The organism is Corynebacterium sp. LaCa_23, from assembly GCF_058182375.1.
Genome location: NZ_CP190825.1, coordinates 1,268,323 through 1,286,837, shown reverse-complemented (window position 1 = coordinate 1,286,837; position 18,515 = coordinate 1,268,323). Strand labels below are relative to the sequence as shown.

Here is an 18,515-nt window from a genome sequence, read left to right as displayed (position 1 = left end):
AGCACTGGGGAGAGTAGACAACGTGGTGGCATCACGATCCACGCCGAGCCGGCAGGATGCGGCGGTAGAAAGGCTCACCAACCTATCCTTTGCGCTGCAAGGAGCGGCGAATTCGGGTGGTTCACCGGACCGCTCCGCGGCCTGGATCCGCAGCCACGTCGCAGGTTATAGCGATAAATCCGACGAGGCTTTTACCAAGGCGCTGGCTCGCGATATCGCCACCTTGCAACGCGCCGGAGTCCCCATCGTGCACACCGGTGGAGAAGACGGCGCCTCGTACCGCCTCGACCAAAGCAATTATCAGCTCCCGCCGGTGGAATTTTCACCGGAAGAAGCGATGGTGCTTGGCATCGCAGGGGGAGTGGGAACCCCTGGTGGCTTGAGCGATTTCTCCCTGTCCGGGTGGACCAAGATTGCCGCCTCGGGTGCTTCCCGGAACCTGGAGGGCGCGCCCGTTTATACCGCGGTCAATGACATCACCCGCCTCGCACCCGAGGTCATCACCTTCGTCCTGGCCGCCGTGCGTAATAAAGTCCGCATTACCTTTGCCTACCGCCCCCATCCGGCAGCAGAGACCGTGCGCCGCACCATGGATCCCTGGGGAGTGGTCAACCATCAAAGCCGCATCTATATCGTTGGCTTTGATGTGGACCGCGCCGCCCCGCGCGTCTTCCGCGCCTTAAGGCTTTCCGATATCAAAAGGTCCCACCAGCCGGCTGAGCACATCGAGCCGACGGTGGACATCGACAAGCTCGTCAAAGAGGCGCTACAGCGTGGCGAAAAGGTGGAAGCGACCCTGCATATCCCTGAAGGTCAAGCCCAAGAGCTAGAAAGCGCGGGGGAGCGCACCGCCGAAGGCACCGTAGTGCTGACCGGGGTCCAAAAAGATTGGTTGGTGCGCACCGCTGCCGGCTATGCCCCAGAAGTAAAAGTGCTCGATCCCCCTGAGGTGCGCACTGACATCATTAACCTTTTGCGCACAGCCGCCAACCACAACGGAGCTGAGTAAACCAATGGCCGATGGATCTCATAAACTGCAAGCGCTCGTCCGGTCGCTCAACCTCATCCCGTATTTTCAAAACCATCCGGATAAAACCCCGATGGAGGCGGCCGCGGATTTGGGGATGGACCCAGGAGAGCTCAAAGATGCCGTGGACCGGCTATTTTGCTCTGGGACCGGGCGCAATACCGAAGAGCTCATCGATCTCTCTTTCAGCTACCGCGATGGGGTCACCATCTACAACGACCAAGGGCTGGGACAAGCATTGCGGCTTACCCCAACCGAGGCCGGCGCACTCCTGCTTACCCTAGAATCCCTCGAGGCTATGCCCGGGCTGCTGGATGCCAGAGCGATTAAGTCGGCCGCGGAAAAATTGCGCTCCATTATGGATGAGCGCACGCTGAGCATTTATGACACATTATCGACGGTGGACCCGCAAGAATCCGATATCCAGGCAACCTTAAACCGCGGGCTCAATGAAAAACGGCGCATCCGGATGCGCTATTGGAGTGCTTCATCTAATAAGGAAACCGAGCGCCTAGTTGATCCGGCCCGGATCTTCATCGTGGATGCGGAGCCTTATCTCGCGGCGTGGGAGGAAGAAAAGCAGGGGCACAGGACCTTCCGCATCGACCGCATCAAGCATGCCGAGTTGACCGAGGAAACCGCTCATCCGCGCCTCAAGGAGCTGGATTTCGACGCTGCGGCACCCTTTAATTTAGGTACGGCGGATTCCGTGGAATTAGTCATCCGTGAAGAATTCACCTGGTTGGCAGAATACTACGACATGCAACTAGGCAAACGCCTTGAAAACGGCACTATAGCTGCGACAATGCAGGTGGGATCGGTAGATTGGGTGGTTCGTTTTGCCCTCGGGCAGGCCGATAGGTTACGCGTTATAGCCCCGCAATCTATTGTGAATCTCATTGCGGAACGCGGGAATGCCGCGTTAAAGGGCTATACTTAATTTTTAGTTACTGCACGCACATGCGTCTTACACGTGCCCCGCGACTATTCCCCGCGAAGGGAGCGCCCGCGGCGGCTACCCGGCGCAGGCAAAGAAGAACCGAAAGAGGATCTTATGACCTTAGGACCATTGGAAATCGGCCTGATTGTTCTTGTCATCATCTTGCTATTTGGCGCGAAGAAATTGCCCGATCTTGCCCGTTCCATGGGTCGTTCGATGCGCATTTTCAAATCCGAGGTCAATGAAATGCAATCGGAGGACTCCAAGCGCTCTGAGGCGCAAGCTCAATTGAGCCAGAAGCGCCAGCAGTCCGATGAGGAGTTCTGGAACCGCCCGGATATGCAGCCTGGCCACCAGCAGGGAAACTCTTCCTCTCAGAATTAACGCCCACCTGCTAAATACGCGAACACGCCCTGCTTATGTACTCTTCGGCCGTGCTGGGGTGCGGCCAGAGAACTCGAGTGGGCAGGGTAGTGTTCGTTCTTGTGCGTTGAAAGAGCCAAATTGATGTCCTCACAGTCCCACCCTGCCGGCGAACCAGGAACCCGCGTGCGCCGCAAGCGGCGAGGTTTTTCACGCAAGCCCAAGAACCCTACGGGCGAGATGACCTTGGTGCAGCACCTGCAAGAGCTGCGGCGAAGGATCATTATTTCCTTGTTGGCCTTGGTTATCGGCGCGATCATCGGTTTCATTTGGTACCAGCAGGCGCCCTTCCGGATTCCGCCGCTGGGAGAGATTCTGCGCGAGCCTTATTGCTCTTTGCCGGAAGATAAGCGGGCCAATTTCAATAACGATGGCGAATGCCGCTTGCTTGCCACCAGCCCCTTCGAGATGCTGATTTTGCGCCTGAAGGTCGGCACCTTGGCAGGCACGGTGCTTTCATCCCCGGTCTGGCTCTACCAGGTGTGGGCATTCATCGTCCCTGGGCTGCATAAGAATGAGCGCCGCTATACCTTAAGCTTCGTCGCTGTGGCCGTCTTCCTGTTCTTGGTGGGCGCCATCTTGGCCTACTTCATCTTGTCCGTGGGCCTAGAATTCCTCATCGGCATCGGCGCCGAGTATCAAACAGCAGCATTAACCGGTGAGCGATACTTCTACTTCCTCTTGGCGCTCTTGCTCATCTTCGGCATCAGCTTCGAGATTCCGCTGTTGATCGTCTCGCTCAACCTCATTGGCGTCTTGGAATATAACCACGTCAAGGACAAGCGCCGCATTATCATCGTCGCCGTGATGATCTTCGCCGCCTTCGTGACTCCGGGCCAAGATCCCTTCACGATGGTGGTCTTGTCCGCCTGCCTCTTGTTGCTCATTGAGATTGCATTCCAGTTCTGCCGCGTTCACGATAAACGCCAGAACCGGGAGCGCCCTGCGTGGATGGATCTCGATGATGAATCCGCGTCCGCGCTTGATGAGGGTCCCACGGGCGTGGGCGGGCCCGCGCCTGTCGATGCCCCCTCGGGAGTGTATGCCTCGCCAAAGCCCGCGGCACCCAGCGCGTCATCGCAGACTGTCCGCGCGGAAAAGGGGGCATCGGATAGCACTTCGCAGCAGGCTGGGGATCGCAAGGGGCCGCACCGGCCTACCAATGAAGGCGGCTTTTTCGACGATGTGCTTTAAGCACGGGTAGCCTTGTGAGATATGACTGAAACTCACCTGGATACCTTTGCCGCCGGCCTCCCATACCCCTTGGATGAGTTCCAGGTGCAGGGGTGTGAGGCGGTGGAAAATGGTCAAGGGGTGCTCGTTTGCGCCCCAACTGGCGCAGGTAAAACCGTCGTTGGCGAGTTCGCCGTGTCTTTGGCCTTAAGCCGCGGCACGAAGTGCTTTTATACCACCCCGATTAAGGCGCTGAGCAACCAGAAATACCACGACCTCGTTGTTGAGCACGGCGAGGATGCCGTCGGTCTGCTTACTGGCGATGTCTCCATTAACTCCGATGCCGAAATCGTGGTGATGACCACTGAGGTGCTGCGGAATATGATCTACGCGGATTCGCCCGCGCTGGATAGGCTTACCCACGTGGTCATGGATGAAATCCACTTCCTTGCAGATGCCTCCCGCGGCGCGGTCTGGGAAGAAGTCATCTTGAACTTGGCGGATCACGTTTCCATCATTGGGCTATCTGCCACCGTGTCCAATTCCGAGGAATTCGGTGAATGGCTCGCTACGGTCCGGGGTGATACCTCGGTCATCGTGACCGAACACCGGCCCGTCCCGCTCGATCAATGGATGATGTTGGGCCGCAAGATTTATCCGCTCTTTGAGCCGGAATCCGGCGGCCAGGTCAATTCTGAGTTAGAGCGCCGCATTCAGCGCTTGGAGGCAGGCGATAGCGATGATGGACGCGCGGACTATAAATCCGGCAAGGGTTTTCGCGCGAGGGCGCGCCACAAGGGCGGTGGGCACAGCGAATTTCACGGGAAGGCAGGCGGGCGTTCCGGGGCCTCCCGCCCGCAGGATCGCTACCGTCCCTTAGGGCGCCCAGAGGTGCTCAAGGTGCTGCAATCGCAAGATATGCTGCCCGCGATTACCTTCATCTTTTCCCGCGCCGGTTGCGATGGCGCGCTCTATCAGTGCCTGCGCAGCAGGATGGTGCTGACGACGCAAGAAGAAGCAGAAGAGATCAAGGCCATCGTCGATGCCGGCGTTGAGGGCATTCCGGAAGAAGACTTGCAGGTCCTGGATTTCCGGCGGTGGCGCGAAGCGCTCTCCCGTGGTTTTGCCGCCCACCACGCAGGGATGCTCCCGGCGTTTCGCCACATCGTAGAAGATCTCTTTGTTCGCGGCTTGGTGCGCGCCGTATTCGCTACCGAGACCCTTGCCTTGGGCATTAATATGCCCGCCCGCACGGTGGTGCTTGAAAAGCTCATCAAGTTCAATGGCGAAGCACACGTGGACCTCACGCCAGGCCAATACACGCAGCTGACTGGGCGCGCTGGCCGGCGTGGAATCGATACCCTGGGCAACGCGGTCGTGCAGTGGGCACCTGCCATGGATCCGCGTTTTGTCGCCGGTTTGGCATCGACCCGGACGTATCCGCTTATTTCCACGTTTGCGCCAGGCTATAACATGGCCATTAACCTGCTGGGTATGCTTGGTTTTGAGGACTCGCTGCGGCTGCTGGAAAAGTCCTTTGCACAGTTTCAAGCCGATGGCTCCGTGGTGGAAGAAACCCGAGAACTTGAACGAGCGGAGCATCGGGTGCGCGAATTGCGGGAGCAGCTTGACGATGCCGTCGATGCACTCGCACCACCAGCCAAGGACGGCGAGGATCCCGCCGAGGTGCTCATGGATTATATCCGGTTGCGCCGCGAACTGACGGCGGAAGAAAAACAATCCAAGGTTAATAAGGAACACCAACGCACCCAGGAAGTAGTCGCGGTGCTAGCCCGCCTGCAATTGGGCGATGTCATCGCGCTTGCCGGAAAGAAAAGGCCCACCCTTGCAGCGGTGGTCACCCCGGCCAACCAGACTGAGGATCCACGCCCGTGGGTCACCACGGAATCCGGCTGGTCAGGCCGCATCGATGCCACTGGGATTAATAATCCACCGATTCAGCTGGGCCGCATTAAGATCCCGAAGCCGGTGCGCAAAAACCCGCGGCGCAATACCAAGTACATCCAGGATGTCTTCCGCCGCGAGAAGTTTGACCGCCCGAAGCGGATGAAGTCGAAACCACGCCTGCGACCAAATAAGCGGGTGGGCGAGTTGCGCGATGCCATTCGCGAGCACCCTGCGCACGACTGGCCCGCCACCGATAGGGAGCAACTGGCCGGCGTGGCACAGAAGTTGGCGCGGCGCGAGCGCGACCTCGAAAAGCTGCAGGCCAAGGTGAATAAGGCGACCGATACGCTGGGCCGCACCTTTGAACGCATCGTGGATCTGCTCGCGGAGATGGACTATGTCGAGTTCTCTGGTGCGGGCAGCGATCGCACGCCGGTCATCACTGAGGAAGGTGAGCGCCTAGCCAAGATTCATAGCGAATCCGATCTGCTTGTTGCCCAATGCCTGAAGCGCGGCATTTGGGATGAGCTGGATCCAGCGGAATTGGCCGGCGTTGCTTCCCTGTGCTGCTTTGAAAACAGGAAGGCCACTGGGGGCCAGCCGGAGGCGGCAACGGACCGCATGGCCGATGCCATGAATGCGACCTGGCGTATCTATACCGAGCTCAGCGCAGATGAACGCCGCCACCGGCTGCCGCCAACGCGCGAACCCGAAGCCGGCTTTGCACTAGCCATTCACCAGTGGGCGGCGGGTGCGTCCTTGGGCTATTGCATGGCGGCGGCCAATGAGGCGGGCGCGGAGCTTACCCCCGGTGATTTCGTGCGGTGGTGCCGCCAAGTTGTGGACCTACTGCAGCAAATCGCCAAGACTGGCTACGATGGCCAGATTCAGCGCAACGCGCGCCGCGCAATCGACGCTATTCAGCGCGGGGTCGTCGCGATCGGGGCCTAAGCTAGCGCGTCCTACTGGCTAGTAGACTGTGGGGCATGACTACTCAGGCTTTTTCTCCCGAAGTGTATTCGCGCCGGCTCGCGGCCGCGCAAGAAGCGGCCGCCCAGCAGGGCATTGACCTTTTGCTGATTGGCACCGGCCCCGATTTCGCCTACCTGACGGGTTCGTGGGTATCGTCCCATGAGCGCCTGACGGTGCTGGCCGTTCCCCAAAGCGGCACGCCGTGGATCGTCTCGCCGAATACGGATATCACGGATATTAAATCGGCGCCCGTCGGCAAGCTGGATGTGGAGCTGCGCGGGTGGAATGACGGCGATAATCCCTACGAGCTCGCCCTCAAGGGCGCTGCGTCGATCAAGAAGGTCGCGCTGGGCCAATCCCTAACGGCGGATCATATTTTGCAGTTCCAGGGGCTCGTGCCTGAGGCGGACTACGTCCTTGCCACCTACGCGCTCGCGGAGCTGTTTACCCGCAAGGACGAAGCGGAAATCGCGGAGCTGCGCAAAGCCGGCCAAGCCATCGACGCCGTGCACGCCAAGGTCCCCGAGCTCCTGCATCCCGGCCGCACCGAGGCCGAGGTGGCCCGTGAATTGGAAAAGCTCATCCTCGAAGAGCATTCCATCATTGACTTCGTCATCGTAGGTTCCGGCCCGAATGGCGCCAATCCGCACCACAGCTTCTCCGACCGGAAGCTGGCTGCGGGCGAGCCCGTTGTCGTGGATCTCGGCGGTACCTTGCCCTCCGGCTACCACTCCGATTGCACCCGCACCTACGTCGTAGGCGGCGATCTCAGCCAGGCGCCGCAGGACTTCCAGGACGCCTATGCCGTGCTTTACGATGCCCAGGCGGCCGCCCGCGCCGCCGCCAAGCCCGGCAGCACGGCCGAAGAAATCGACGGGGTTGCTAGGAAGGCCATTGCCGATGCCGGCTGGGGCGATAAATTCGTCCACCGCACCGGCCACGGTATTGGTCTCTCGACCCACGAGGAGCCCTTTATCATGGAGGGCAATGACCTAGCGCTGGAAGAGGGCATGGCCTTTTCCATCGAGCCGGGCATTTACCTGGAGGGAAAGTGGGGCATGCGCCTCGAGGACATCGTGGTACTTACCAAGGATGGCTACGAGTCCCTCAACGTCGTCGAACGCGAAGTGCGCTAAGTGGCTGGCGTACTGATCCTGGGCGGGCGCAGCGATATCGGCGGCGAAATCGCCCAGCGCGTGGCCCGCGGCAACGACATCGTCCTCGCCGCGCGCGGGACGCATGGGCTTGAGGAGATTACCTCCCAGCTAGAAGCCGCTGGTGCGCGCAGCGTCCACCAACTGTCCTTTGATGCAGAGGACTTTTCCCAGCACCGCCAGATCTTTGCCGAGGCCAAGGAACGCGTCGGCGCGATTGAACTTACCGTGGTCGCCTTTGGCATCCTGGGGGATCAAGATAGGGCGGACACCGATCCTGTCCACGCGGCACAGATCGCCACCATCGACTACACCGCCCAAGTCTCCGTGCTCACGGTGGCGGCGCAGTCGATGCCGCGCGGCCATATCGTGGCCTTTTCCTCCATCGCTGGGTGGCGGGCCCGCCGCGCCAATTATGTCTACGGTTCCACCAAGGCTGGCCTGGATGCTTTTTGCCAGGGCCTTGCGGACAGGTTGCACGGCAGCGGGCTCGGGCTGATTACCGCGCGCCCCGGGTTCGTCATCGGGTCCATGACCCAAGGAATGAAACCGGCCCCACTATCGGTGCAGCCAGGCGATGTCGCCGATGCCGTCGTTGCCTGCATAGATAACGACGACCGCCGCGGTCAGGCGCGCAGCCACACCCTGTGGATCCCAAGGGCGCTGCAAGCCTTGGCATGGGTTATGCGGTTGGTGCCCCGACCGATCTGGCGGCACATGCCGCGTTAGTCGGCCTCGCCTTCCCGCAACAGGGGCGAGTTGATGTCGAAGATGAAACCGCGCGGGGCGAGCACGCGGAGGACGACCTCGGCATCGCCCTCCGCGATGTCGTGAAAGACTAAGCCACCCCACGGGGTGACGGTGATGGCCACCTCGAGCTGGCCGATAAGCTGCGCGAACTGTGCCGGGATGGCGCCTTGGTGGACGCCCGCGCCAAGGTCGACCACGCCATCTGCCTGGTGCTCGTCCAGCCAGCCAATCGGCCCTGGTTCCGCGTTAAGCTCCGAGCCACTTGCCCCAGTGCCCTTCGTCTCGGTGCTTTGCGCACCGAGGCGTTGGAGGTGGGCTGCGGCATCGGCAAGCGAGAGGCCTGCGGTAGGGCTGTTGGTGGCGGGGGACTGGATGATATCCAAGGTGGCATCGTCAAGCAGCCGCATACTAACCTGCACGGAAGAAACCGGCAGATCGTCGGCGGGAGCGGTAATAGCGAGCGACTCCAAGCCGGGCTGTTCGGTATTCAGGTGCGTGGCCAGCTCGCGCGCGGCCTGCTTCGCCGCGGCAGAAAGGGGAGAGGCCAGCATAGGAATGTGGAAGCTCTGCAACTCCAATTTATCCAGCTCAGCCGCAAGCTGGGCCTTGTCTGTAACTCCCCGCAACTCGATGGCGGAGTTGGGGCGGATATAGACGCTGCCATCGGCCCAATGCGCCGCGCAATAACCCAAATGGATCCAATCATTGGGGCTGGTAAAACCGCCCACAACGTGCAGGCGCAGGCAGGTGCCGGACTCGGGGTGCTGGAAAAATTCGGGGTAATGCATAGCTTGCCAGTCTAGCCTGAGTGTTGCCAGCATATCGTCAGCATTGCTCGTTAAACTGGAAGCTATGCCGATTTTATATCTCGTCCTCTATATGCTGGCGGAAACCTTAGCGTTCTGGGCCGTCGCCGAGTGGATTGGCGTCTTTTGGGCGCTCATTGCCCTGTTCATCACGATGTTCTTTGGCATGTCCATCGCCGGCATCGAGGTGCGCCGGCTGATGGGTAAACAGGTAGAGCAGGCCGGTGACGGGACCTACTACGTGCGCGATGACAACGTAGGAAAAACCGCCGGCAACGTGGGATTGACCTTGGCCGGTGGCATGTTGCTGTCCCTGCCCGGGTTCTTGACCAGTTTTCTGGGGATTCTGCTCATCTTCGCCCCAACGCGGTCGCTGTTTCGAAAGTTTATGGCCGTATCCATCTACCGCAAGGTGGAGAAGATGGGTGTGCGCATTTACGAGGCATCGCCCATGGCGCAACAGCACGATAGCTATGGCAACTTTGGTTCCTTTGGGCAGGCCTCGGGGCAATCCTTTGGCCAGTCCTCTGGTCAGAGCGATTCCCACGAGGTAATCGATGAGGAAGAGCTGCGCAACTGGTCCGAGAACTTGGACCCTGATGACTTCGGTCCCCGCGGCGGCGATGATAATTCGCAGGGTGGAAAATAAGTGGCGGTATTTTTCGCCCGCCTGGTCATAGCGGGCATTTCTGGTGCGCTGACCTTTACCGCCGTTGAGCCGCGCGGCTGGTGGTGGGGCGCGATTATTGGCATCGCCCTGCTGTATGTGAGCCTGATGCCGTGGCGTGAGCGACAGGTGCGCGGATCCGTAGGCGCGCTTTTGGCGGTGACGCACGGGTTGGTCTTGTACCTGCTGAGCCTGCCCTGGATTGGCGAGTTGGTAGGGACCGTGCCCTATGCAGCACTTTCTATCTGGCTTTCGGTCTATGCCATCTTTTTAGGCATCTTCGGGGCCGCTGTGGCTCGGTGGCGATACGGATTTTTGGTCTTTCCCTTCGTATACCTCGCCGTTGAGGTCCTGCGTTCCTCGGTTCCCTTTGGCGGTTTTCCTTGGGTCAAGCTGGCGTGGGGGCAAATTGAAGGCCCCCTAGCCAACCTCGCCCCGTGGGGTGGGACCTCGCTGATCACGGCGGCAACGGCATTGTGCGCCTGCGGCCTGGCCGGCTTGTTGCTGCGCGGCGGGCGGGTGAAAGTGGCCGCTGGCGCCGCGCTCATCCTCCCGCTCATTGCGGGACTCGCGGCTGGGCGCGGCATCGATCCCGCAGATACCAAGGTTGGCGAGACCAAGGTGGCCGCCATTCAAGGCAACGTGCCGCGCAGCGGTTTAGATTTCGCCGGGCAACGGCGGGCGGTGCTGAATAACCACGTCCAGGAAACGGAGAAGCTAGCCCGCCGCGAAGACGATATAGATCTGGTGATCTGGCCGGAAAATTCTTCCGATATCGATCCTTTCCGCGACGGCGAGGCGGCCCAAGCCATTAGCGGGGCCGTCGATGCCATTGACGCTCCAGTGCTAGTCGGTACCGCCACCCGCGATGAGGTGGGCGCGCGCAATACCATGCAAGTCTTTACCCCTGGCCATGGTGTGGGCGATCACCACCATAAGAAGTATCTGCAGCCGTTTGGTGAGACAATGCCCATGCGGGATTTCTTTGCGCATTTCTCGGACTACGTCGACCTCGCCGGGGATTTCAAGGCAGGGGACGGGCCCGGTGTGGTCTCCATGAATTCCGTCGCGGTAGGTGTGGCGACCTGCTACGAGGTCTCCTTCGATAACGCCTTCCACGAGTCAGTCAAAAACGGTGCGAAGATTCTGACGACGCCAACCAATAACGCAACGTTCGGCTTTTCCGATATGACGTACCAGCAGCTGGCCATGAGCAGGCTGCGCGCTCTTGAAACCGACCGCGCCGTCGTGGTTGCAGCCACCTCCGGGGTCTCCGCACTCGTGCACCCAGACGGCAGCGTAAGCCAATCCACGGAGCTCTTTGAGCCCGCGGCACTGGTAGAAAGCCTGCCGCTGAAAACCGGCGAAACATTTTCGGTGCGCTACGGTTCGCTCATGCAGTGGCTGATGGTTATTATTGGTACCGTCTGCGCACTCATTGCCGTGCGTACCAACCGATTGGGTCGTACACCTCGCGGTGTCGGCGCTAAAGAAAAGTAGGAGCATTAATTACTGTGAGCACTCTTGATTCTGCGACGCTGGTTATCATCCCAACGTATAACGAGATTGAAAACCTTCCCTTGATTACCGGCCGCGTCCGCGAGGCGCTGCCAGAGGTTCACATCCTCGTTGTGGATGATAATTCCCCCGACGGCACCGGCGAGAAGGCCGACGCTTTCGCAGCAGAAGATGACCACATTCACGTGCTGCACCGCGAGGGCAAGGGCGGCCTTTTGGGCGCTTATATCGCCGGCTTCGAGTGGGGCTTGGAGCGCGATTACCAGGTCCTTTGTGAGATGGATGCTGATGGCTCCCACGCCCCAGAGCAGCTGCACTTGCTGCTGGAGGAGATTGACAAGGGCGCGGACCTCGTCATCGGTTCCCGCTACGTGCCAGGCGGCGAGACCGTCAACTGGCCGGCATCCCGCGAGTACCTGTCCCGCTTGGGCAACCTCTATATCTCTTTCGCACTCGGCACCGACCTGTCCGATATGACCGCAGGCTACCGCGCCTTCCGCCGCGAGCTGTTGGAAGACATCGACTTTGACGAGCTCTCCAAGGCCGGCTACATCTTCCAGGTGGACTTGGCCTTCCGCGCGGTCAAGGCTGGATACGATATCCGCGAGGTGCCCATCACCTTCACCGAGCGCGAGTACGGCGAATCCAAGCTGGATGGCTCCTTTGTCAAGGACTCCCTCTTCGAGGTAACCAAGTGGGGCGTGGCCCACCGCGCGGAACAGGTGAAGGACTTCGCCGGCGAGGTGTCCAAGCTGGCGGACCACGAGGTCAAATACGGCTCCGTTCACAATGCCGGCCAAAAGGCCCGCAATGGTGTGGGCTGGGCCACCAATTTGGCCAATGAGCTGGGATACTTGGTCAAGCACCAGGTGGGCCAGCTGACTAAGAAGAAGTAATCTAAGCAGCATAAAGCCCGTACCCCAACGCCACTGTGGCGGTCAGGGTACGGGCTTTAATTAATTCCGCTTGAGCCTTTAAGACTTCTTCTGCTGCTCCTGCTCCTTGAGGAGGCGAGCAGCGGTCCGACGGCGGGAACGCAGGTGGTTAATGCGCTCTTCCAAAAGCTCATCGAGCTCCTCGATGGAGCGACGCTCCCGCAGCATATCCCAGTGTGTGCGCGGTGGCTTGATGGGCTTAGCTTCCACGCCTTCACCCTCTACGAGGTGGCCCAGTTTGCCATTCTTGCACATCCATTCTTCAGGGATTTCTGCCTCATGTGCAAAGGGCACCTCATAAATCTCACCATCATCCGTGCGGTATTTCACTATCTGGCGCGGTGCGAGGTCGTGGTCGCGGTCAGTTTCGTAGCTGACTGCACCCATACGGCTGCCACGGAGTACGCGATCTGCCATGCAACATCATCCTTTTCAAAGAGATCCCTGATTGACGGCGATAGTTTCGCCTAAGAGCTATTTATTATAACGAACACCCACGCAGTATTGTTCCCAGCCCGCCGTTTAATGGACTAAAGTGTATCGAGTGATCCGTACAGCTAGTCGTGAAAGCAATGTCGGTTCCTGCCAATGGTGTGGAAAGGATATTGACCAAGGCGGTAGGGGACGACCACGTAAGTTTTGCAGCGCCTCGTGCAAACAGCGTGCTTATGAACAAAGAAACAATGTCAGTGGCACGGATATTCCAGCCGATGCAGTAATCTTAAGCCCAGATAAAGTGCAAGGTTTGCGCGACGGCCTTTTTGAATTGCGGTGTTCCGCAGAAGACATTCATACCGCCGCAGAAGAAGGCGCGAGCGCGGAAGAGCTTTCCAGTTTGTGTGAGGAGCTTATTTCGCTGGCTCGGCGTTTAGAAGGACTTCGATAGTAGATGAAAAAGCTTTTTTATAACCGGAAACTTGTTGTTTCCATTTTCGTGGTTTTAATCCTCGTGCTTACCGCCGTAGCGATCGGCCCGATTGTGTACTCGCTTTTCAAAAGCGGCGGCGTCAAGACGGAGCCCGTGACTGCCGATGGCGCCAAGGCAGCCTCAACGCCGCTCGACGGTTCCTGGTCCGTGGCCAAGGGGCGCGCCGATAACCACACCTCGGTGGGCTTTACCTTCGACGAGGTGCTGCCCGCGGAAAGGACGTCCACCTCCGGATCGACCACGGGGGTCACCGGCCAGGCGAAGATTTCCGATTCCACGCTCGAATCCGCCACCATCACGGTGAATATGGATGCCCTCACCACGGACAAGAAGGTCCGCGACCAAAACATGAAGACCAAGCTCTTTAAGACTTCAGACTTCCCAGAGTCTTCCTTCACGCTTACCAAGCCCGCCTCGCTTGCCGATGTCCCCGAAGACGGCACCATCGGCTCCGTTAAGCTCACCGGTGACCTTACGATCAAGGACAAGACGCAGGAGATCACCCATGAGTTCGATGTCCTGCGTGACGGTGACGATATCGTCATTGGCGGCGATATTCCGATCAACCGCCTGGACTACAACGTGGAGACTCCAGACATGCTGGCAGCCAAGGTCGCCGAGGACGGCGAGATCAACCTGCGCATCTCCTTAAACAAGGACTAAGAATTAGGACTACATCGTGAATTCTCGACGCTTAATTTCCGCCCTGTGGTTCCGCCTCATAGTCGTCATAGCTTTCTCGATTTTCGTCGCAGTCCAGCAAATGTGGCTGGTCACTGCGGTTGCAGCATTGCTGGCGGTATTAACCATCTGGCAGCTATGGAATGCCTATAAAAACCAATAGAGGACCAAGGCGTCACCCCTTTGATTAACGTCACCGTGACTAAATTTCGGGGTATAAGTGGTCCTAACGCAGCGGCAGGAAGTCCCGCGATCGTCGCCCGCACACACAATCGGGCGTTTGGGCCGTCGGGGTTTTCGCTACACACCCCAGGCAAGCCTTCGCGGATTCGCAACGTCGGCTCGCTTCAGGCATTCAAAGGCTGCTCGGCAAAGCCTGGGCCAACTTATCCGCAGAACCTGCAAGCCTTAGCGCGCCGCATCCAAAACAAAGAGGGCGGTCAAAGCTCCGGACAGAACCGCGAACACGGCAGTCAGGATCGTACGCAATCCAAGCACGCTCAAGCCGCTCTCAGCTTAACTTGCAGATCTCCACAATTGTCCGATAATGTACATTATGTCATTTTAGATCCGTGGAAGTCCCTCCCATCGTGCAGAGGCCCGTCAAATAAGAATGTTCAAGCCACTCACAGCGCAAAATGTTCCAAATTGACAAATAGTGCCCTCCAAATGCCCTAAATTGGCCCACTATTTGTCAAAACGCATCTAAGCATCCACATAGAACCTGAACCCACAGCACACAACACCAAACGTGCACCGCCGAAAGCCAACACATATGCTGGAGCTCATGACTATTCAACGCGTTGTTAAAAAGCCTTCCCGCGCCGCCCTGTTCCTAGTCTTGGACATTGCGGAAGGCGGCGAGCAAGCCACCCGGGACATGCTCTCCGCTTTTAGCGATACCTTCAAGTCCGTCAATTTCCGCCACAATGAGGGCGAGCTTTATACGGTCGTCGGCATCGGCGCGTCTATGTGGCCGCGCCTTACCAGCGCTCCCCGCCCGGACAAGCTCAAGGAGTTCGAGCCGCTCGAGGGCACGTACAAGGCGCCTTCCACACCCGGCGATATTCTGCTGCATTTCCGCGCGAATACCTATGACCTCTGCCACGAGATGGCGCGCCAGGTCCTGCGCCAGCTAGGCAATGCCGCCACCGTGGTCGATGAGACCCAGGGCTTCAAGTACCTGGACCAGCGAGATCTCCTGGGCTTTGTGGATGGCACCGCCAATCCCCTCCCCGAGGAAGCTTTAGAGACGGTGCTGCTTGCCGATGACGCCGATTATCCCCACGGCTCCTACGTCACCGTGCAAAAGTACACCCATGACCTCGATAAATGGAGCGGTATCAGCACCGAAGAGCAAGAACGCGTTATCGGGCGCACCAAGGCCGATGACGTGGAGCTCGATGAGGATGTGCAGCCCTCCAATTCCCACGTGTCTCTCAATGACCTCGAGGAAGATATCTACCGCGAGAACATGGTCTTCGGTTCCTTTGCCGCAGGTGAGATGGGCACGTACTTCATTGGATATGCCAAAGACCCAGAAGATATCAACGAGCGTTTGCGCAATATGTTCATCGGCGATCCTGAGGGAAATTACGACCGGATCCTGGACTTCTCCACGGCCCTGACCGGTACGAACTTTTTCGTCCCGAGCGTCGACCTGCTAGACGAATTCGACGAGCTCCCGCAATAAAAATCCTAACGGCGCCCGCCGCGATTGCGGTGGGTTAGGCCAAATTGGACGGAATCGATCATCCCGAGCGTCATGAGCGCCTCGCGAAGCGCAAATTGGAAGGTCCATAACCTGCGGAAAACCGGATCAAAGCCGGCAGCGGCGGCCTCGCGAAGGTGCCCATCAAAAAAGGATCGCTGCTGGCGCAGGGACTCAATATAGTGGCTACCCACGTGCGTTTCGGACACGATGCGCAGGTGAGAGTTCTTATCAACGAGCCGGTGGACATCCATGGTCAGCGGGTAGTCGAGGCCTGGCCAAATATAGGCCCGCATGGCCTGCAACGATGCTCGGGCAGCATCTGACATGGATTCGGTGGCCACGGTGGATTGAAAAGCCGCCCGCCCGTTTGCGGTAAGGAAGCGATCGAGGACTCGGATATAGGCCTTGCGCTCGCGCGGGCTCAATTGCTCGAATTTTTCCACGCTGATAATCGCGTCGTAGTGCCCGCGCCACTGCTTGGGGCTCGGAACGGAATCCGGAATCCGCTCTACGTGGATAGAATCTTCCGTTCCGGCAAAGACAAGCGCCTCGCGCATCTGGGTGATTTGTTCGACATCGCTGGTCAGGACGTCGACTGTGGCGCGGCGTTTGGTAGCGCGTATCGCGGCCTGCATCCCGGCAGCGGGATAGACCAGAAGGTGGGTACCGGCGCCGGTGCGGGTGGCATCGAGGAGCCAATCTGCCGCCCTGCGCTGCGCCTCACCCAAGTCATCCCGGTCCACGTTGGTGGGCTCGCTGACGGTGGTGACATCGACAAAGTGGCTCTTCGGCTCCCTGCCGCCGGCCTTTGGGCTAAAGCTTTCGACCGTTTCCCGGATCGTCGTCGGCACGCCGCTGGAGAAAATCCCGCCGACGTGGCTGAGGCCATCGCCGGCATAGAGGCGCACCAGGTCGAGCGGCAGCTCCCCTGGCTCAGAATCGCGGACGCTTACCCCTTGCGGCTTGGGGAGGTATCCCACCTGCAGGAGCTTGCCCAAAACCTTTACCAATTGGGCGGAGGATTCGACGGTCCACTCGCCTGCCATGTAGCTTTCGGCAAAGCCCAACCATCCGGTAGCGGCGATCCGCTCGAAGAGCGCATCGTGGCCCACCTTTAAATCGGGGCCGCCCGCTGCATCGAGTTCCAGTTCCAAGCCGGCATTATCGCAGGCCTTGGCAAATTCCGCCTCGGCCCGGCGGGATTTTAGCGTCGCCCAGCGCTGCGATGGCACGGTCGCGATATTGGGCCATGCCTCCGCGTCGATGGAGCGTAAATGCTCGGGGGTGGAAAAACTCATGGTTTGAGGAGCGCTCCTGGGTGCAAGGGGTCACGGTGTGGGCTTATTTTAGCCAGTTTCTGAGCGGTTTCGGTCAAGACGCTCCGCAGGAAAGTAAACCCGAAACGCATGTAAATGGGTATCAAGTATGCACGTTATGTGACGAGCGTTTACACTATACGGGTACTTAAATTAAGCTTTCTCGAGGAAGGTCGCATTAATTCCATGACTGATACCCCTTATCGTCCAAACGGAAGCCGTCACCACGTTGTCGTGGTTGGCGGTGGATTCGGCGGTCTTAACACTGTGAAGAAGTTGAAGAACGCCGATGTTGAGATCACCCTCATCGATAAGAAGAACCACCACCTGTTCCAGCCGATGCTCTACCAGGTGGCAACCGGCATGATTTCCGCAGGTGAGGTTGCTCCCTCGACCCGCCAGCTGCTGCGCAACCAGGATAATGTGGACTTTGTCAACGGCAACGTGACCGACATTAACCTTGAAGACCAGACGGTTACGGCCGAGCTCGATGATTTTTCGCGCACCTACTCCTATGACTCCCTCGTCGTCGCCGCTGGTTCCAGCCAGTCGTACTTTGGCAATGACCACTTTGCGGAGTTTGCCCCAGGCATGAAGACCCTGGATGATGCCTTGGAGCTGCGTTCCCGCATCATTTCGGCCTTCGAAAAGGCTGAGCTTACCGATGACCCCGCAGAGCGCGAGCGCCTCCTCACCTTCATCATCGTTGGCGCCGGCCCGACCGGTGTGGAGCTCACCGGCCAGATCGCGGAGTTGGCTAACCGCACGCTAAGCGATGTCTACTCCACCTACGGCACCTCCGCCGCCAAGATTTACCTGCTTGACGGCGCGCCACAGGTGCTCCCGCCGTTTGGCAAGCGCCTGGGCCGCCGCGCCCAGCGCACCCTGGAGAAGGAAGGCGTCAACGTTCGCCTGAACGCCATGGTCACCGATGTCAACGAAGACTCCGTGACCTACAAGAACATGAAGACCGATGAAGAGGTCACCCTCGAGGGCGCGACCAAGATCTGGTCCGCCGGTGTTGCCGCTTCCCCGCTGGGCAAGATGGTCGCTGACCAGGCCGGCGTCGAGGCTGACCGCGCCGGCCGCGTCTCCGTCAACGATGACATGACGGTTGGTGACTTCAACAACGTCTACATCATCGGTGACATGATGTCTCTGAACCGCCTGCCGGGCTTGGCACAGGTGGCCATCCAGGGCGGCGAGCACGTCGCCAAGCTCATCGAGACCAAGGTGGACGAGGAATCCACGGCCGATGAAAAGGAACCTTTCGAGTACTTCGACAAGGGCTCCATGGCCATCGTGACCCGCTTCAATGCCGTCGTGAAGCTGGGCAAGACTGAATTCTCCGGCTTCCCAGGCTGGTTGGCGTGGTTGGCCCTGCACCTGACCTACGTCATTGGCCTGCGCAGCCGCTTGGCCGTATTGGTCAACTGGGCAGCTAATATCCTCTCCCGCAACCGCGGCAACCTGGAGATTACTACCCAGCAGCGCATCGCCCGCAACCTCATCGACGAGGCAGAAGAAAAGAACTAAACTTTCTTCGGCACCGGCCGCCGTCCCACTACCCCACCTTCGGGGCTGTAGGCGGCGGCTTTTGTGG

The 18,515-nt window shown here is 59.2% G+C and carries 18 protein-coding genes; 15 read left to right on the top strand and 3 right to left on the bottom strand.

Going from position 1 to position 18,515, the window contains the following annotated elements:
- Positions 1–22: 22 nt before the first annotated feature.
- The 7 genes from ACP8IT_RS06260 (at position 23) to ACP8IT_RS06230 (ending at position 8,326) form a co-directional block, all read left to right on the top strand.
- Positions 23–1,009, top strand: a complete 987-nt coding sequence (locus ACP8IT_RS06260) for a helix-turn-helix transcriptional regulator (RefSeq protein WP_490289749.1) — start codon at positions 23–25, stop codon at positions 1,007–1,009.
- 4 nt (positions 1,010–1,013) lie between these two features.
- Positions 1,014–1,967: a helix-turn-helix transcriptional regulator gene (locus ACP8IT_RS06255; RefSeq protein WP_284624135.1), complete on the top strand. Its 954-nt coding sequence runs from the start codon at positions 1,014–1,016 to the stop codon at positions 1,965–1,967.
- Positions 1,968–2,081: 114 nt separating this feature from the next.
- Entirely contained in the window at positions 2,082–2,351 is a 270-nt protein-coding gene (gene tatA / locus ACP8IT_RS06250) for a Sec-independent protein translocase subunit TatA (RefSeq protein WP_005279210.1), read from the top strand.
- 123 nt (positions 2,352–2,474) lie between these two features.
- The gene (gene tatC, locus ACP8IT_RS06245) at positions 2,475–3,584 is read left to right on the top strand and encodes a twin-arginine translocase subunit TatC (RefSeq protein ID WP_490289748.1); all 1,110 of its coding nucleotides are present in this window, start codon (positions 2,475–2,477) and stop codon (positions 3,582–3,584) included.
- A gap of 21 nt (positions 3,585–3,605) precedes the next feature.
- Entirely contained in the window at positions 3,606–6,422 is a 2,817-nt protein-coding gene (locus ACP8IT_RS06240; RefSeq protein WP_490289747.1) for a DEAD/DEAH box helicase, read from the top strand.
- Between the two features lie 35 nt (positions 6,423–6,457).
- Positions 6,458–7,579: a M24 family metallopeptidase gene (locus ACP8IT_RS06235; protein ID WP_284610230.1), complete on the top strand. Its 1,122-nt coding sequence runs from the start codon at positions 6,458–6,460 to the stop codon at positions 7,577–7,579.
- Entirely contained in the window at positions 7,580–8,326 is a 747-nt protein-coding gene (locus ACP8IT_RS06230; RefSeq protein WP_490289746.1) for an SDR family oxidoreductase, read from the top strand. It begins immediately after the preceding gene.
- On the opposite strand, the gene ACP8IT_RS06225 is transcribed toward ACP8IT_RS06230, so the two are convergent.
- Positions 8,323–9,135: a precorrin-3B synthase gene (locus ACP8IT_RS06225; protein ID WP_490289745.1), complete on the bottom strand. Its 813-nt coding sequence runs from the start codon at positions 9,133–9,135 to the stop codon at positions 8,323–8,325. The genes ACP8IT_RS06230 and ACP8IT_RS06225 overlap by 4 nt on opposite strands.
- Before the next feature lie 64 nt (positions 9,136–9,199).
- Here ACP8IT_RS06225 and ACP8IT_RS06220 point away from each other — a divergent pair, with 64 nt between their 5' ends.
- From ACP8IT_RS06220 to ACP8IT_RS06210, 3 genes are read left to right on the top strand one after another with little or no spacing between them, the layout of a single operon-like run.
- Complete coding sequence (locus ACP8IT_RS06220) at positions 9,200–9,802, top strand: FxsA family protein (RefSeq protein ID WP_490289744.1); 603 nt, start codon at positions 9,200–9,202, stop codon at positions 9,800–9,802.
- Positions 9,803–11,320 carry an apolipoprotein N-acyltransferase gene (gene lnt, locus ACP8IT_RS06215; protein ID WP_490289743.1) on the top strand — a complete coding sequence of 506 codons (1,518 nt, stop codon included), beginning with the start codon at positions 9,803–9,805 and terminating at the stop codon, positions 11,318–11,320.
- Positions 11,321–11,334: 14 nt separating this feature from the next.
- Entirely contained in the window at positions 11,335–12,234 is a 900-nt protein-coding gene (locus ACP8IT_RS06210; protein WP_034667320.1) for a polyprenol monophosphomannose synthase, read from the top strand.
- Positions 12,235–12,312: 78 nt separating this feature from the next.
- On the opposite strand, the gene ACP8IT_RS06205 is transcribed toward ACP8IT_RS06210, so the two are convergent.
- A complete protein-coding gene (locus ACP8IT_RS06205) occupies positions 12,313–12,690 on the bottom strand; it encodes an RNA polymerase-binding protein RbpA (RefSeq protein ID WP_490289742.1) in 378 nt (125 codons plus the stop codon).
- 127 nt (positions 12,691–12,817) lie between these two features.
- Between ACP8IT_RS06205 and ACP8IT_RS06200 the strand changes: the two genes are divergently transcribed.
- The 4 genes from ACP8IT_RS06200 to ACP8IT_RS06185 all read left to right on the top strand — a co-directional run bounded on the left by ACP8IT_RS06200 (position 12,818) and on the right by ACP8IT_RS06185 (position 15,575).
- Positions 12,818–13,159 (top strand): hypothetical protein, encoded by a 342-nt coding sequence (locus ACP8IT_RS06200; RefSeq protein WP_081443662.1) that lies wholly within the window; start codon positions 12,818–12,820, stop codon positions 13,157–13,159.
- A 3-nt stretch (positions 13,160–13,162) separates the two neighbouring features.
- Complete coding sequence (locus ACP8IT_RS06195) at positions 13,163–13,864, top strand: YceI family protein (protein WP_490289741.1); 702 nt, start codon at positions 13,163–13,165, stop codon at positions 13,862–13,864.
- A gap of 16 nt (positions 13,865–13,880) precedes the next feature.
- Positions 13,881–14,045: a hypothetical protein gene (locus tag ACP8IT_RS06190; RefSeq protein ID WP_490289740.1), complete on the top strand. Its 165-nt coding sequence runs from the start codon at positions 13,881–13,883 to the stop codon at positions 14,043–14,045.
- Positions 14,046–14,669: 624 nt separating this feature from the next.
- Positions 14,670–15,575 (top strand): Dyp-type peroxidase, encoded by a 906-nt coding sequence (locus ACP8IT_RS06185; protein ID WP_490289739.1) that lies wholly within the window; start codon positions 14,670–14,672, stop codon positions 15,573–15,575.
- A gap of 5 nt (positions 15,576–15,580) precedes the next feature.
- On the opposite strand, the gene ACP8IT_RS06180 is transcribed toward ACP8IT_RS06185, so the two are convergent.
- Entirely contained in the window at positions 15,581–16,894 is a 1,314-nt protein-coding gene (locus ACP8IT_RS06180) for a class I SAM-dependent methyltransferase (RefSeq protein WP_490289738.1), read from the bottom strand.
- Between the two features lie 204 nt (positions 16,895–17,098).
- Between ACP8IT_RS06180 and ACP8IT_RS06175 the strand changes: the two genes are divergently transcribed.
- Positions 17,099–18,448, top strand: a complete 1,350-nt coding sequence (locus ACP8IT_RS06175) for an NAD(P)/FAD-dependent oxidoreductase (RefSeq protein ID WP_035108480.1) — start codon at positions 17,099–17,101, stop codon at positions 18,446–18,448.
- Positions 18,449–18,515: the final 67 nt, after the last annotated feature.